This is a genomic window from Alphaproteobacteria bacterium (assembly GCA_017302575.1).
In the GTDB taxonomy this organism is placed as follows: Bacteria; Pseudomonadota; Alphaproteobacteria; order Rickettsiales; family UBA3002; genus JAFLDD01.
The window spans coordinates 1,759,001-1,773,294 of the sequence record JAFLDD010000001.1; the positions used below are offsets into that span (position 1 = coordinate 1,759,001).

Consider the following 14,294-nt stretch of genomic DNA (forward strand, 5'->3'; position numbering starts at 1 on the left):
AGACCATCATGGCTAAGGAAAAATTTGAGAGAACGAAACCGCACTGTAACATCGGGACGATTGGTCACGTTGACCATGGTAAGACGTCGTTGACGGCAGCGATTACGAAAGTAATGGCGAAGCAGAACAGCAAGAACGCGTACAAGGGTTACGATCAGATTGACGCTGCACCAGAAGAGAAGGCGCGCGGTATTACGATCAACACGGCACACGTTGAGTACGAGACGGAGAACCGTCACTACGCACACGTAGATTGCCCAGGCCACGCGGATTACGTGAAGAACATGATCACGGGTGCTGCTCAGATGGACGGCGCGATTCTCGTGGTATCGGCTGCGGACGGCCCAATGCCACAGACCCGCGAGCACATTCTGCTGGCGCGTCAGGTTGGCGTACCTGCGATTGTTGTGTTCTTGAACAAGTGCGACATGGTTGACGATAAAGAACTTCTTGAGTTGGTTGAGATGGAAGTTCGTGAATTGCTCAGCAAGTACAACTTCCCAGGCGACACGATTCCCATCATTCATGGTTCGGCATTGAGCGCGCTTGAAGGTAAAGCGGATGGCTTTGGTGAAGAAGCGATTCTGAAGCTGATGGCTGCTGTTGATGCGAACATTCCACAGCCTGCACGCCCAGTTGACCAACCATTCCTGATGCCAGTTGAGGACGTGTTCTCGATTTCGGGTCGTGGTACGGTAGTAACGGGTCGTGTTGAGCGCGGTCAGATTAAAGTGGGTGAAGAGCTTGAAGTGATTGGCTTGAAAGACACTCAGAAGACGACCTGCACGGGTATCGAGATGTTCCGCAAGTTGCTGGACGAAGCACAAGCAGGTGACAACGCGGGCGTATTGCTGCGTGGTCTGAAGCGTGAGGACGTTGAGCGTGGCCAAGTATTGGCGAAGCCAGGTTCGATCACGCCACACACGAAGTTCGAAGCTGAGGCGTATGTACTCACCAAGGATGAGGGTGGCCGTCACACGCCGTTCTTCACCAACTACCGCCCACAGTTCTACTTCCGCACGACCGACGTGACGGGCGTAGTGAAGCTGCCAGCGGGTGTTGAGATGGTGATGCCTGGCGATAACATTAAGATGGAAATCGAATTGATTGCTCCGATCGCTATGGATCAGGGTCTTCGCTTCGCGATCCGTGAAGGCGGCCGTACCGTAGGTGCTGGCGTCGTCGCTAAAGTAGTTGCGTAACAAAGGAATAGGTAGACGTTATGATGATGAACCAAAAAATCCGCATTCGCCTTCAGGCGTATGACCACGCGGTTCTCGACCACTCTGCAAAAGAGATCGTGAACACCGCACGTCGTACTGGTGCACAGGTTCGTGGTCCCGTGCCACTGCCGCGTCACATTGCGCGTTTTACCGTAAACCGTTCGCCGCACATCGATAAGAAGTCGCGCGAGCAATTCGAGATTCGTACGCACAAGCGTCTGATCGACATCGTTGAGCCAACCCCACAAACCGTGGACGCGCTCGGCAAACTCGATCTGGCTGCTGGTGTGGATGTTGAAATCACCGTACTTGGCGATGCCGCTTAAGGGAGACTGATATGCGTACCGGAGTAATTGCAAAGAAAATGGGAATGACCCGCGTGTTTGACGAATTCGGTCAACACATCCCGGTGACTGTTCTCCAGATTGAATCGCTGCAAGTTGTTGCAAACCGCACGGCTGAGAAGGATGGCTACAATGCTGTTCAGCTCGGTTTCGGCAAAGCGAAAGCAAAGAACGTTAGTAAGGCAATGAAGGGTCACTTCGCAAAAGCGAAAGTAGAACCTAAGACGAAAGTCATGGAATTCCGCGTATCGGCAGATGCAGTATTGCCTGTCGGTCAAGAGATCCGCGCTGACCATTACGTTCCTGGTCAATTCGTTGACGTTGCTGCGCAAACCAAGGGTAAAGGTTTCGCGGGTGTTATGAAGCGTTGGAACTTCGCAGGTTTGGAAGCATCGCACGGTGTATCTGTATCGCACCGTTCACATGGTTCGACTGGCCAGCGTCAAGATCCAGGCCGCGTATTCAAAGGTAAGAAAATGGCTGGTCACCTCGGTGATGAGCGCGTAACGACCCAGAACCTCGAGATCGTACAAGTCGATGTTGAGCGTAACTTGGTGCTCGTGAAAGGTGCTGTACCGGGTGTTGATAATGCGTTCGTGGAAATCCACGATGCAATGAAGCGTGCTCGCCCTGCGAATGCGCCATACCCAGCAGTGAAAAAAGCTGAAGCAAAAACCGAAGCGCCTGCGGAAGCAGCTGCTCCGGCTGCTGAAGAAGCAAAGTCGGAATAGTGAGGAAGTCATGAAACTGAACGTAGTAACATTAGAGAACAAGGCTGCTGGGGACCTCGAAGTCTCTGACAAGATCTTCGGTCTCGAAGTGCGCAAGGATATCCTCGCGCGTGTGATTCAATGGCAGCGTGATAAAGCGCGTGCTGGTACGCACAAAACCAAAACCCGTTCGGAAGTTTCGGGTACGGGTAAGAAGCCTTTCAAACAAAAAGGCACTGGCCAAGCACGTCAGGGTACGCTCCGTGGACCACACCAAGAGGGTGGTGGTCGTGCGCATGGCCCAGTGGTGCGTGATCATGGTTATGATTTGCAGAAGAAAGTTCGCAAGCTCGGCTTGCGCCACGCACTTTCTGCAAAACAAGCAGAAGGTAAATTGTTCATCGTTGATTCGCTTGATGTGAAGAAAGCAAAAACGAAAGACGTTGCTGCGAACTTCAAGAAGATTGGTTTGACCAAGCCGCTCATCATTGGCGGTGAGAAGCTGAACGAAGAATTCGCGAAAGCAGCGCGCAACCTCGTAGGGGTTGATGTGTTGCCAACGCAAGGTGCGAATGTCCTCGACATCATGCGCCACAAAGAATTGGTACTCACGAAAGAAGCAGCAATTGCGCTGGAAAAGAGGCTCGCATGAACGCGGTAGCAAAGAAAGAAGCAAAAGCTAAGGCACCTGCCAAGGCGAAAGCTGAAAAGAAAACCACATCGAAAGGTGGCCTGGTTGAGGCACGTTTGTATGATGTGATTGTGCGCCCACTCATCACTGAGAAGGCAACGATTGCTGCTGAGCAGAACAAGGTTGTGTTCAAGATTAGCCCAACCGCAAACAAGAAAGACGTGAAAGACGCAGTTGAAGCGATTTTCGGCGTGAAAGTAAAAGCGGTCAACACCATCAACGTTGAAGGCAAAGAGAAGAAATTCAGAGGCGAGATTGGCTACCGCAAAGATTTCCGCAAGGCGATCGTAACGCTGGAGCCTGGTCAAAACATCGACGTTGCTGCAGGGCAGCGCTAGGGAATAGGAGAGAGCAATGGCACTCAAACATTTTAAACCAACGACTCCGGGTCAGCGTCAGCTGGTTCTGATCGACCGTTCGGACCTCTTCAAGGGCAAGCCCGTGAAGACGCTCGTCGAGTCGAAAAAATCGACTGGTGGTCGTAACAATTCTGGCCGTGTGACCAGCTACCAAATGGGTGGCGGACACAAGCAAGCGTACCGCGTGATTGATTTCAAGCGCACGAAGTTCGACATGCCGGCAACCGTAGAGCGTTTGGAATATGATCCAAACCGTTCAGCGTTCATTGCGCTCATCAAGTACGAAGACAAAACCTTGAGCTACATCTTGGCGCCACAGCGTCTCAATGTTGGTGATGTGGTTGTGTCGGGTGAAAAGGCTGACATTAAGCCAGGCAACGCAATGCCACTGAAGAACATCCCAATCGGTACCATCGTACACAACGTTGAAATGAAGCCAGGTAAAGGCGGCCAGATCGGTCGTTCGGCTGGTGCGTATGTTCAGCTCGTAGGTAAAGATTCGGGTTATGCGCAGTTGAAACTGCGTTCGGGTGAACTGCGTATGGTTCCTGCATTGTGCATGGCGACCATTGGCGCGGTATCAAACCCAGATCACCAAAACGAAGTAATCGGTAAAGCAGGCCGTAACCGTTGGAAGGGTTGGAGACCACATGTTCGTGGTGTTGCAATGAACCCTGTAGATCACCCACATGGTGGTGGTGAAGGTAAAACCTCAGGTGGTCGTCACCCAGTGACGCCATGGGGCAAGCCAACCAAAGGTGCGAAGACGCGTTCACCGAAGAAGAAAAACAAACTCATCATCCGTACCCGCCATCAGGCGAAGGGCAAGCAGAAATAAGGAGATTTTATGGCACGTTCAGTTTGGAAAGGTCCGTTCGTCGATGGGTATCTGCTTAAAAAAGCAGATGCAGCACGCGCATCGAACCGCAACAACGTCATTCAGATTTGGTCACGTCGTTCGACCATTCTGCCACAATTCGTTGGCCTGACTTTCGGCGTTTATAACGGCAAGAAATTCATTCCCGTGCTCGTGACTGAGGAAATGATTGGTCACAAGTTCGGCGAATTCGCTCCAACCCGTACCTTCCTAGCGCATGGTAGCAATAACAAAGCTGCCGCTGCTGGTGGTGACAAGAAATAAGTAGAGGGACACCATGAGCAAACCTAAAACAAAACGTAGCTTGGATGCCAAAGAGGCACAGGCCGTGTTGCGCAACTTGCGCACCTCGCCAACCAAGCTGAACCTCGTTGCCGAGATGATTCGCGGCATGAAGGTACAAGATGCGCTGACCCAACTCGCGTTCAGCAACAAGCGCGTATCGAATGATGTGCGTAAAGTATTGCAGTCGGCGATTGCCAATGCGGAAAACAACCACAACCTGAACGTAGATACGCTCGTGGTGAAAGAAGCATGGGTGGGTAAAGGTATGGTGCTGAAACGCTTCCATGCACGTGCACGCGGTCGTGGCGCACGCATCTTGAAGCCGCACTCGCATCTCACCATCGTCGTTCGTGAAACTGAAGGAGCTTAAGTCATGGGTCAGAAGGTTAATCCAATCGGTTTGCGCCTCGGTATCAATAAAACGTGGGACTCACGTTGGTTCGCTGGCGATGACTATGCAGACAAACTGCATGAGGACATCAAAATCCGCAAATATGTAAAGACCAAGCTCAACCAAGCAGGTGTTAGCAAGGTGATCATCGAGCGTACCGGCAAAAAATGCCACGTTTCGATCCACTCGGCACGCCCAGGTGTAGTGATTGGTAAAAAAGGTGCGGACATCGACAAAATTAAGAAGGATGTTCAACAGTTTACGAAAGATGAAGTGCATATCAACATCATCGAAATCCGTAAGCCAGAACTGGATTCAACTCTCATTGCTGAGGGCGTTGCCCAGCAGCTTGAGCGTCGCGTGGCGTTCCGTCGCGCTATGAAACGTGCGGTACAATCAGCTCTCAGAATGGGCGCTGAAGGTATCCGTATTAACGTATCGGGTCGCCTCGGCGGTGCTGAGATTGCCCGTATGGAATGGTATCGCGAAGGCCGTGTGCCACTTCACACCTTGCGTGCGGATGTGGACTATGGTATTGCGACCGCCCTCACGACGTACGGTATTATCGGCGTGAAGGTATGGGTCTTCAAAGGTGAGATCCTGAAGGATGAAGAAATTGCACGCATGCCAACGACAACTACGTCGTTCGCGCAAGCGTCATAAACTGAGTAAAATTTTAAGGTACGAGATTGCGCTATGATGCAACCTAAGAAGACGAAATATAGAAAAGCCCACAAGGGCCGCATCAGCGGCGCTGCTAAGGGTGGTTACTCGCTGGCGTTTGGTCAGTTTGGCCTGAAAGCGATGACTCCTGAGCGTATTACTGCGCGTCAGATCGAAGCAGCACGTCGTGCGATTTCACGCCACATGAAACGCGTTGGTCGCGTCTGGATCCGTATTTTCCCAGATGTGCCAATTACCAGAAAACCTGCCGAAGTGCGCATGGGCTCGGGTAAGGGTTCGGTGGAGTATTGGGCAGCACGTGTGGAAGCTGGCCGCATCATGTTCGAAGTGGACGGTGTGACCGAGCAAGTAGCACGCGAAGCATTTGATCGTGCATCGGCGAAACTGCCGGTGAAAACAAAGTTCATCGCGCGTATTGACGGGTAATGGTGGGAATTATGGCAAAGAAAAAAGAAACAGCGAAAGACGCTTACAAAGGCAAGACGGTAGATGAGCTCAATGCTCAGGTTGCCGAGCTGAAAAAGGAACTGTTCAACCTGCGCTTTCAGAAAGCGACCGGCGAGTTGCAAAACACTGCCCGCGTTCGCGAAGCAAAGCGTGAGATTGCACGTATTTTAACCCATCTGCGTCAGCAGAAGAACGCAGCGTAGGAAGAGGAAGTCATGCCTAAACGTGTATTACAAGGTGTCGTAGTAAGCGATAAAGCCGCGAAGACCATTACGGTTCGCGTTGAGCGTAAGATTAAGCACCCGCTCTACAACAAGATTATCCGTCGCAGCAAAAAATATGCGGCGCATGATGAAACGAATAGCTGCAAAGTAGGTGATGTGGTTCGCATCGTTGAAAGCAAGCCAATGAGCAAATCGAAGCGTTGGGCTTTACTTGAAAAAGTATCCGATGCTCCGGCAGCGTAACCGAAGGGATTGTAGGAGATAGATTATGATTCAGATGCAAACCCGTATGGATGTCGCGGATAACTCAGGCGCAAAAGAAGTAATGTGCGTGAAGGTTCTCGGTGGCTCAAAACGCAAGACTGCTGCGATTGGTGATATCGTGGTCGTTTCCGTTAAGGACGCGATTCCACGTGGTAAAGTGAAAAAAGGTGAAGTGCATCGTGCAGTAATCGTGCGCACGAAGTTCGCCACCAAGCGTCAGGATGGTTCGACCATTCGTTTCGATCGCAACGCTGCGGTGTTGATCTCGAAACAAGGTGAGCCAATCGGCACCCGTATCTTCGGACCGGTTGCTCGTGAACTGCGCGCAAAGAAGTTTATGAAAATCGTCTCACTGGCACCAGAAGTGCTCTAGTCGAGAAAGTTGGAGAAAGACAATGGCTGCGAAGATTAAAAAAGGCGATAAAGTGGTGATTCTTACCGGTAAAGATAAAGGTAAGACTGGCGAAGTGATGAAAATCCTCGTCGAGGAAAACCGCGCTATCGTGCAAGGCATTAACCTTGTGAAGCGTCACACCAAACCTTCGGCTGCTGGCCAAGGCGGTATCGTTTCTAAGGAATCGTCGATTCACTTGAGCAACGTTGCGCTGGCTGATCCGAAAACGGGTAAGGCGACTCGCGTTGGTTTCCAAGTGCTCAAAGACGGTAAAAAAGTTCGGGTCGCAAAGCGTTCAGGCGAAGTAGTGAACGCGTAAGGATTATTTGAGGAAGTTATGGCAAAGGCAGCAACAGTAAAGAAAGAGTCGTCGGCGAAGAAGCCACGTCTTGAGCAAGTGTACGACAAAGAAATCGTACCCGCGCTGAAAGCAAAGTTCGGTTACGAGAACGTGATGCAGATTCCACGTTTGACGAAAATCGTCATCAACATGGGCGTTGGTGAAGCCGTTTCTGACCAAAAGCAAATCACGGCTGCTGCTGAAGAAATGGCGCTGATCGCAGGTCAAAAGCCTGTTATCACCCGCGCGAAGAAAGCAGAAGCAACCTTCAAACTGCGCGCTGGTCTGCAGATTGGTTGCCGCGTAACGCTGCGCAAGCAACGTATGTATGAATTCCTCGACCGCTTTGTGAACACCGCGATGCCACGTATTCGTGACTTCCGTGGCGTGAACCCAAAGAGCTTTGATGGTCAAGGCAACTACAACATGGGCCTCAAGGAACAGATCATTTTCCCTGAGATCAACTACGACAAAATCAGCACGGTGCGTGGTATGGATATCACCATCGTGACCACCGCAAAAACCGACGAAGAAGCTAAGGCACTGCTCGAAGGCTTCAACGTACCGTTCAGGAAATAGGGAGTATCACATGTCAAAACTGTGCATGAAAGAACGCAACCGCAAGCGTGAAGGTTTGATCAAGAAAAACCGCGCGCGTCGTAGCAAACTCAAAGCAACCATCATGAACAAAGACGTTGCGATGGAAGAGCGTTTTGCTGCTCAAATGAAATTGGCTGAGCTGCCACGCAACTCAAGCCGCGTGCGTTACCGTAACCGTTGCGCCCTGACGGGTCGTGGTCGTGGTTACTACCGTAAATTCAAATTGTGCCGTAACCAGCTACGCGAACTTGGTTCGTTTGGTTTGATTCCAGGCCTCGTTAAAGCAAGCTGGTAGGAGATTAGAAATGAGTAACGATAAAGTAGCAGATTTCCTTACCCGCGTTCGCAACGCGCAGAAAGCACAGTTGGCAAGCCTGACGTGCCCAGCATCGAACCTCTTGGTCGATATCTGCAAAGTGCTGAAAGAAGAAGGTTTCATCGTTGATAGCCGCGTTGAGGCTGACGGTGCGAAGAAAAATCTCGTGGTAGAACTGAAATACCATGAAGGTGAGCCTGCCATTAAAGAGATCAAGCGCGTATCGAAAAGCGGTCAGCGCAAGTACTCGAAAGTGGCGACGATGCCTAAACATTATAGCGGTCTGGGGATTGCCATCCTCTCCACCTCCAAAGGTGTGATGTCCGACTTCGCTGCGCGTCAGCAGCATGTCGGTGGCGAAATCCTCTGCACCGTATTCTAGGGAGAAAGACAATGTCACGCCTTGGTAAACTGCCTGTTACGATTCCTGATAAAGTGACCGTTACTGCAACTGCAGATACGATTACCGTGAAGGGTCCTAAAGGTGAACTCAAGACCCCCGTCAACAGCGACGTGGTGGTAGAAATTAAAGATGGTAAGTTCATCGTGAACCCTGCCAATGATTCGCAGCAAGCGCGTGCGATGTGGGGTACCGTTCGTTCAAACGTGAAGAACCTCGTTGAGGGTGTCACCAATGGCTACAAGAAACAGCTCGATATTTCGGGCGTTGGTTTCCGTGCGGCTGCGCAAGGTCAGATCCTGACCCTTACGCTCGGCTTCAGCCATGAAGTAAAGTACATCGTGCCTGCAGGTATCACCGTTACGGTTGATAAGCAGACCACGCTGATCCTTGCTGGTTCGGACAAGCAGAAGATTGGTCAAGTAGCAGCAGAGATTCGTTCGCTACGTGCGCCAGAGCCATACAAGGGCAAAGGTATTAAATACTCGGATGAGCAAGTCCGTCGTAAGGAAGGCAAGAAGAAGTAAGGTAATATTATGGCTAAAGTTAATAAATTTGATCGCCGCAAAGCTCGCGTTCGCTACAACATCAAAAAGAGTGGCCGCGTTCGCTTGAGCGTGTTCCGTTCGGGGCAGCATATCTATGCTCAGCTCATCGATGATGCAAAAGGCGTTACACTCGCTTCTGCTTCAACGCTTGATGCCGATGTAAAAGGCAAAGTGAAAAACGGTGCTAGCATCGAAGGTGCTAAAGTAGTGGGTGCGCTGATTGGTGAGCGTGCAAAAGCTGCGAAAGTAAAAGAAGTGGTCTTTGACCGTGGTGGTTATTTGTTCCATGGCCGTGTGAAAGCGTTAGCGGAAGCTGCACGCGAAACTGGCTTGGCGTTTTAATAGGGGAAGATGATGGCAGCTCAAGGACAGCAGAACCAACAAAACCGTGGCGGCAACCAGCGTGATGGTGGCAACCGTGGTGGCAACAACCAAGACCGTGGCGCAGGCCAAGGTGAAGGTGGCAGCGATTTGATCGATCGTCTGGTTTCGATCAACCGCGTAACCAAAGTAGTGAAGGGTGGCCGTCGTTTCGGTTTCGCTGCACTCGTGGTAGTTGGTGATGGTAAGGGCAAAGCTGGTTACGGCACTGGCAAAGCGAAAGAAGTTCAAGATGCGGTGCGTAAAGCAACCGACGACGCCAAAAAGAAAATGGTGCGTATTCCATTGCGCGAAGCACGTACGCTTCACCATGATATCAACGGCCGTTTCGGCGCTGGTAAGGTGACGCTGCGTTCGGCTCCTCCAGGTACTGGTATCATCGCGGGCGGCCCAATGCGTGCGATTTTTGAAGCTATTGGTGTGCATGATATCGTTGCGAAATCAACGGGTACCAGCAACCCACACAACATGGTGAAAGCAACCTTTGCTGCACTCAAGACCATGACTTCACCTAAGAACGTTGCGGCACGCCGTAGCATGAAAGTGGGTGAAATTGTCGAGCGTCGTGAAGTGGGTGCAAAAGCGGCTGGCGTTCACAACGAAGCAGAATAACGGAGTAGATCATGGCGGCGAAGAAGACAGTAACGGTAGAGCAAATTGGTAGCCCAATTGGTCGTACCAAAGATCAGGAAGCAACCTTGAAAGGCCTCGGCCTTGGTAAGCTGCACCGTAAAAGCACATTGGAAGATACGCCTGCTGTGCGTGGGATGATTAACAAGCTGCCGCACATGGTGCGCGTAGTAGACGCGAAATAACGGAGAGAGACCATGGAACTCAACGAAATCAGAGACAATGAAGGCGCGCGCAAAAAGCGTATGCGTGTGGGCCGTGGTATTGGCTGCACCAAAGGTAAAACGGCTGGCCGTGGTTACAAAGGTCAGACCTCGCGTTCGGGCGTTGCGATTAAAGGCTTCGAAGGTGGTCAGATGCCGATTCACCGTCGTTTGCCAAAGCGCGGCTTTACCAATCACGCGCGTTTGGAATTCGAATCTATCACCTTCCGTGACATCCAAGTTCTTTTGGATTCAGGCGTGGTGAAAGCGGGTGACACCATCACCACCGAACTTCTCAAAAAGAACAAGGTTGTTGCTAAAACGGCTGAGGGCGTGAAGCTCTTGCTCAAAGGCGAACTCAAGACTAAGCTGAACTTTGACATTGAGCGCGCTTCGAAATCTGCTGTTGAAGCGGTTGAGAAAGCCGGCGGTAAAGTAACCGTGAAAGTAAAAGCAGTTTACCCAAAAGGTAAGCAAGCTAAGTGGACCAAAAAAGCGTAATTGCTTTTATCCATGACGAAATGAAAAGGGCGCCAATTTGGCGCCCTTTTTTAATTTTTAAGCAGGTGATTTCTGAAGGTCAGACTGCAGGTCAAGGTCGTGCCGCTCAGCAAATAATCTGCTGCTAGGTTGGTGCTTGCTCCGGCAGCAGCCGTGGTGCAAGTATTGAAGCCGCCTTGAGCCCGCACAACCAGCTTACCGGTTGCAGGCTTGCCGTCGTCTATCTTGGTGTCGATGTTCCATGCCTCTTCTGGTTTGAAGATAGGCTGGGCTGGGTCAAAGTTGAGTGTTTGCCCACCATATTGGAAGCCATTATCATAACTTCCATCAAACCAAATCGTGCTGCCGCTTAAGTTGCCGAACCAGTTCACATGCCAGAGACTTGTCTTTAGGCGGCCTGAAGGCACGTTTGCGGTGGTTGCACCATTCGCCGTAGTTCCTTGCTGGATGCCGATATACTGTCCCTCAATAAATCCTGCGTTGGCGAGATGTTGCCAGTAGCGGAATCGTTCGTTCGAGCGGACAGCAGTAGTGATTTGTCCGTTCTCGTCACCGTTACAGGTGAGAGGTGTGGTGCTGGCTGTTGTAACGCAGGTCGCATCTGTTGCGTGTGCTGTGCCCCAAGTGGCCTCTGCATTTGCAAAATCGCCTGGCAAAGCGTCATACTTTTGGCGAAATTGGAGAGAGGCGCTTTTATATTTATCAAAATCCGTCATGACCGAGCGCACTTCTGCTGCGCGGATGAGGGATTGCCCTGCCATAATGCCACCTACAATCAGCCCGATAATTACCAAGCCGATGGATAATTCGATAAGTGAGAAGCCTTTGCGCATGAGATACCCCCAAAAGGTTGCATTTACTGATGACAATACTACATCCATCTTCTAAAACGCCAGTCTATTTAATCACCTAGGATTGTGTAAGAATATGGTTTCCTCCGCAGAACGTCTCGCTCAAGGCTTGAATTTTGGCTTACTTTCAAAAGCCACAGAACTTAAACAGCGTATCCTTTTTGTACTAGGGGCGCTGATTGTGTATCGTCTTGGTACCTATATTCCTATTCCAGGTATCGACCCGAACATTCTGGAGCAGATTTTTGCGCAACACCAAGGTGGTGTGTTGGGCGTGTTCAATATGTTCTCGGGCGGCGCGCTATCGCGTATGACCATTTTCGCCTTGGCGGTAATGCCCTACATCTCGGCCTCCATCATCATGCAGTTGATGGGTGTAGCTGTTCCCCAACTCGCGGCTCTTAAAAAAGAGGGTGAGGCGGGTCGTCGTAAAATGAATCAATATACGCGTTATGGCACGGTGCTGCTTGCTGTGATTCAGGGTTACGGTATCGCCGTAGGTCTGGAAGGTATGCAAGTATCGGGCGGTCAATCGGCGGTCATTGATCCAGGCATGTTCTTCCGTTTCACCACGGTGATTACGCTAACGGGCGGTACGATGTTCCTGATGTGGCTCGGTGAGCAAATTACCCAGCGCGGTATCGGGCAGGGCATTTCGCTGATCATTTTCGCGGGTATCATCGCGAACTTGCCAAGCTCGCTTGCTAGCATGTTTGAGCTGGGTCGTAAGGGCGTGCTCTCAACGCCAGTGATTTTAATGATTATTGTGGTGGCACTCGGCTTGATTGCGGCCATCGTATTCATGGAGCGCGCACAGCGCCGTGTGTTGGTGCAATACCCCAAGCGTCAGATTGGCAATAAAATCATGCAAGGCGAGGCAACGCACTTGCCAATGAAGCTGAATGCTGCGGGTGTGATTCCGCCGATTTTCGCATCATCGATTCTCTTGTTCCCACTCACCATTGCCAGCTTCAACGCAGGTGGTCAGTCAGAGATTCTGAGCTTCATCACCAGTCATTTGGCGCATGGTCAGCCAGCGTATATTTTCCTCTATGTGGCGATTATTGTGTTCTTCTGCTTCTTCTATACGGCAGTGGTATTCAACCCAACCGAGACGGCAGATAATTTGAAAAAGAATGGCGGCTTTATTGCAGGCATTCGCCCAGGTAAAAATACGGCTGATTATCTCGACTATGTGATGACGCGTCTCACCGTAGTGGGTGCAATTTACATTGCGATTGTGTGTGTCATTCCAGAAATCATGATTGCTGAGTATGCAGTGCCATTCTATCTCGGCGGCACGTCGCTCCTCATCGTGGTGAACGTGATCATTGATTTTGTTGGTCAGGTTCAATCGCATCTGTTCGCACATCAATATGAAGGGCTGATTAAGAAAGCCCGCTTAGGTAAGAGGTAAGCCATGAACATTATTCTTCTTGGGCCTCCGGGCGCTGGCAAAGGTACGCAGTCGGACTTTCTGCGTGATAGCTATGGGCTGAGTAAACTTGCTACGGGCGACATGTTGCGTGCGGCCGTTGCTGCAGGCACCGAAATGGGCAAGAAAGCCAAAGCGGTGATGGATTCTGGTGCGCTTGTGTCAGACGATATAGTGATCGGCATTATTCGTGATGCGATCAAGCAATGCCCGAAAGGTTTCATTCTCGATGGATTCCCGCGCACCGTTGCACAAGCCGAAGCGCTGGATGTGATGTTGGCTGAGATCGGCAAAAAACTCGACCACGTCATTGAGCTTAAGGTGAATGATGTAGAAATGGTGGCGCGTATTTCGGGTCGCTATAGCTGCGGTAAATGTGGCGCTGGCTACCATGATGATTTCAAAAAGCCTGTCAAAGAAGGCGTATGCGATAGCTGTGGCAGCAGCGAGTTCAAGCGCCGTGATGATGACCGCGCTGAAACGGTTGCGAAGCGTCTGGAAGCGTACCATGCGCAAACAGCGCCATTGCTTCCGTATTATGAAAAGCGTGGTGCATTGAAATCAGTGGATGGTATGGCCGCGATTGAAGATGTAACAGAGGCGCTGCGTACGTTGCTACGTTAGCGTGTGTGTCGCTGCGGGATGCTGAGGTTCTTCTTGTGCGCGCTCTTGCCAATTGCGTTTTTCTGCTTTGAGCTGCTCAACTTCATTTGAAAGTTTTGTAACTTCACCTGCTACTTTTAGGCGATAGTTTTCTAGTCGCGTGGCTTCCTTTTCACCATAGACTAATCCCATGACGCCACCAACGACTGCAGCAGCAATCGTTGCCAGATGGACTTTTGGCGGAGCTTTGTGGGTAGGGCGCAGTGCATTGTATCCTTCAATTGCTAAAAGCGGAATGCCACCCAGCATCATGCCATTACCGATGCTGTTTAGAACGATACTATTGCGCGATTCCTTGGGTGGTTCCAAATCAGGGCGCACGGCGGATGTGTTAGACTCTGTCATACTCACATCCTAACAGTGCATTGTTACAGCTTGATGACATTCGCCACATAAAATGATAATGGATAATCCATTGATTTTTATGGGCAAATTATGTCCAAACAAAGCCATTGACTCCCCACATTCCTTCTGTATATTCCGCCCTCCCTCGGAAACAGCCGTTTTCAGGGAGTTTTGTAACGTAAAAGGAG

Annotated in this window: 26 protein-coding genes; 24 read left to right on the plus strand and 2 right to left on the minus strand. The window is 50.8% G+C overall.

The window, feature by feature from the left end; translation table 11 throughout:
- Positions 1-8 precede the first annotated feature (8 nt).
- The 22 genes from tuf (at position 9) to J0M34_09010 (ending at position 10,812) form a co-directional block, all read left to right on the plus strand.
- The gene (gene tuf / locus J0M34_08905; protein MBN8544367.1) at positions 9-1,202 is read left to right on the plus strand and encodes an elongation factor Tu; all 1,194 of its coding nucleotides are present in this window, start codon (positions 9-11) and stop codon (positions 1,200-1,202) included.
- Between the two features lie 23 nt (positions 1,203-1,225).
- The gene (rpsJ, locus tag J0M34_08910; protein ID MBN8544368.1) at positions 1,226-1,549 is read left to right on the plus strand and encodes a 30S ribosomal protein S10; all 324 of its coding nucleotides are present in this window, start codon (positions 1,226-1,228) and stop codon (positions 1,547-1,549) included.
- A gap of 11 nt (positions 1,550-1,560) precedes the next feature.
- Entirely contained in the window at positions 1,561-2,298 is a 738-nt protein-coding gene (rplC, locus tag J0M34_08915; GenBank protein ID MBN8544369.1) for a 50S ribosomal protein L3, read from the plus strand.
- A gap of 10 nt (positions 2,299-2,308) precedes the next feature.
- On the plus strand, positions 2,309-2,929 hold the full coding sequence (gene rplD, locus J0M34_08920; GenBank protein ID MBN8544370.1) for a 50S ribosomal protein L4: 621 nt from the start codon (positions 2,309-2,311) through the stop codon (positions 2,927-2,929).
- An 80-nt stretch (positions 2,930-3,009) separates the two neighbouring features.
- Positions 3,010-3,306: a 50S ribosomal protein L23 gene (locus tag J0M34_08925; protein MBN8544371.1), complete on the plus strand. Its 297-nt coding sequence runs from the start codon at positions 3,010-3,012 to the stop codon at positions 3,304-3,306.
- A gap of 16 nt (positions 3,307-3,322) precedes the next feature.
- The gene (rplB, locus tag J0M34_08930; GenBank protein MBN8544372.1) at positions 3,323-4,165 is read left to right on the plus strand and encodes a 50S ribosomal protein L2; all 843 of its coding nucleotides are present in this window, start codon (positions 3,323-3,325) and stop codon (positions 4,163-4,165) included.
- A gap of 9 nt (positions 4,166-4,174) precedes the next feature.
- On the plus strand, positions 4,175-4,468 hold the full coding sequence (rpsS, locus tag J0M34_08935) for a 30S ribosomal protein S19 (protein ID MBN8544373.1): 294 nt from the start codon (positions 4,175-4,177) through the stop codon (positions 4,466-4,468).
- Between the two features lie 13 nt (positions 4,469-4,481).
- Positions 4,482-4,859 carry a 50S ribosomal protein L22 gene (gene rplV / locus J0M34_08940; GenBank protein ID MBN8544374.1) on the plus strand — a complete coding sequence of 126 codons (378 nt, stop codon included), beginning with the start codon at positions 4,482-4,484 and terminating at the stop codon, positions 4,857-4,859.
- A gap of 3 nt (positions 4,860-4,862) precedes the next feature.
- Entirely contained in the window at positions 4,863-5,543 is a 681-nt protein-coding gene (rpsC, locus tag J0M34_08945) for a 30S ribosomal protein S3 (protein ID MBN8544375.1), read from the plus strand.
- A gap of 33 nt (positions 5,544-5,576) precedes the next feature.
- On the plus strand, positions 5,577-5,990 hold the full coding sequence (gene rplP, locus J0M34_08950) for a 50S ribosomal protein L16 (GenBank protein MBN8544376.1): 414 nt from the start codon (positions 5,577-5,579) through the stop codon (positions 5,988-5,990).
- 11 nt (positions 5,991-6,001) lie between these two features.
- Positions 6,002-6,214: a 50S ribosomal protein L29 gene (gene rpmC, locus J0M34_08955; protein MBN8544377.1), complete on the plus strand. Its 213-nt coding sequence runs from the start codon at positions 6,002-6,004 to the stop codon at positions 6,212-6,214.
- Between the two features lie 12 nt (positions 6,215-6,226).
- A complete protein-coding gene (rpsQ, locus tag J0M34_08960; protein ID MBN8544378.1) occupies positions 6,227-6,478 on the plus strand; it encodes a 30S ribosomal protein S17 in 252 nt (83 codons plus the stop codon).
- 25 nt (positions 6,479-6,503) lie between these two features.
- Positions 6,504-6,872, plus strand: coding sequence for a 50S ribosomal protein L14 (gene rplN, locus J0M34_08965; GenBank protein ID MBN8544379.1), 369 nt, complete (start codon positions 6,504-6,506; stop codon positions 6,870-6,872).
- A gap of 22 nt (positions 6,873-6,894) precedes the next feature.
- On the plus strand, positions 6,895-7,212 hold the full coding sequence (gene rplX / locus J0M34_08970) for a 50S ribosomal protein L24 (GenBank protein ID MBN8544380.1): 318 nt from the start codon (positions 6,895-6,897) through the stop codon (positions 7,210-7,212).
- An 18-nt stretch (positions 7,213-7,230) separates the two neighbouring features.
- Positions 7,231-7,812, plus strand: a complete 582-nt coding sequence (gene rplE, locus J0M34_08975) for a 50S ribosomal protein L5 (protein MBN8544381.1) — start codon at positions 7,231-7,233, stop codon at positions 7,810-7,812.
- Between the two features lie 10 nt (positions 7,813-7,822).
- The gene (rpsN, locus tag J0M34_08980) at positions 7,823-8,128 is read left to right on the plus strand and encodes a 30S ribosomal protein S14 (GenBank protein MBN8544382.1); all 306 of its coding nucleotides are present in this window, start codon (positions 7,823-7,825) and stop codon (positions 8,126-8,128) included.
- A 10-nt stretch (positions 8,129-8,138) separates the two neighbouring features.
- Complete coding sequence (gene rpsH / locus J0M34_08985) at positions 8,139-8,531, plus strand: 30S ribosomal protein S8 (GenBank protein MBN8544383.1); 393 nt, start codon at positions 8,139-8,141, stop codon at positions 8,529-8,531.
- A gap of 11 nt (positions 8,532-8,542) precedes the next feature.
- Positions 8,543-9,076, plus strand: coding sequence for a 50S ribosomal protein L6 (gene rplF, locus J0M34_08990; protein MBN8544384.1), 534 nt, complete (start codon positions 8,543-8,545; stop codon positions 9,074-9,076).
- Between the two features lie 9 nt (positions 9,077-9,085).
- The gene (gene rplR, locus J0M34_08995; protein MBN8544385.1) at positions 9,086-9,439 is read left to right on the plus strand and encodes a 50S ribosomal protein L18; all 354 of its coding nucleotides are present in this window, start codon (positions 9,086-9,088) and stop codon (positions 9,437-9,439) included.
- Positions 9,440-9,451: 12 nt separating this feature from the next.
- Positions 9,452-10,090 (plus strand): 30S ribosomal protein S5, encoded by a 639-nt coding sequence (rpsE, locus tag J0M34_09000; GenBank protein MBN8544386.1) that lies wholly within the window; start codon positions 9,452-9,454, stop codon positions 10,088-10,090.
- 11 nt (positions 10,091-10,101) lie between these two features.
- The gene (gene rpmD, locus J0M34_09005) at positions 10,102-10,293 is read left to right on the plus strand and encodes a 50S ribosomal protein L30 (GenBank protein ID MBN8544387.1); all 192 of its coding nucleotides are present in this window, start codon (positions 10,102-10,104) and stop codon (positions 10,291-10,293) included.
- Positions 10,294-10,305: 12 nt separating this feature from the next.
- Positions 10,306-10,812 (plus strand): 50S ribosomal protein L15, encoded by a 507-nt coding sequence (locus J0M34_09010; GenBank protein MBN8544388.1) that lies wholly within the window; start codon positions 10,306-10,308, stop codon positions 10,810-10,812.
- Positions 10,813-10,862: 50 nt separating this feature from the next.
- Here J0M34_09010 and J0M34_09015 read toward each other — a convergent pair whose 3' ends face one another.
- A complete protein-coding gene (locus J0M34_09015; protein MBN8544389.1) occupies positions 10,863-11,645 on the minus strand; it encodes a prepilin-type N-terminal cleavage/methylation domain-containing protein in 783 nt (260 codons plus the stop codon).
- A 94-nt stretch (positions 11,646-11,739) separates the two neighbouring features.
- Between J0M34_09015 and secY the strand changes: the two genes are divergently transcribed.
- Together secY and J0M34_09025 are read left to right on the plus strand one after the other, a co-directional pair.
- Positions 11,740-13,080, plus strand: a complete 1,341-nt coding sequence (gene secY / locus J0M34_09020) for a preprotein translocase subunit SecY (protein MBN8544390.1) — start codon at positions 11,740-11,742, stop codon at positions 13,078-13,080.
- A gap of 3 nt (positions 13,081-13,083) precedes the next feature.
- Positions 13,084-13,722 carry an adenylate kinase gene (locus J0M34_09025; GenBank protein MBN8544391.1) on the plus strand — a complete coding sequence of 213 codons (639 nt, stop codon included), beginning with the start codon at positions 13,084-13,086 and terminating at the stop codon, positions 13,720-13,722.
- Here the strand turns inward: J0M34_09025 and J0M34_09030 are convergent.
- Positions 13,714-14,106 (minus strand): hypothetical protein, encoded by a 393-nt coding sequence (locus J0M34_09030; protein MBN8544392.1) that lies wholly within the window; start codon positions 14,104-14,106, stop codon positions 13,714-13,716. The two genes, J0M34_09025 and J0M34_09030, sit on opposite strands and share 9 nt — an antisense overlap.
- Positions 14,107-14,294: the final 188 nt, after the last annotated feature.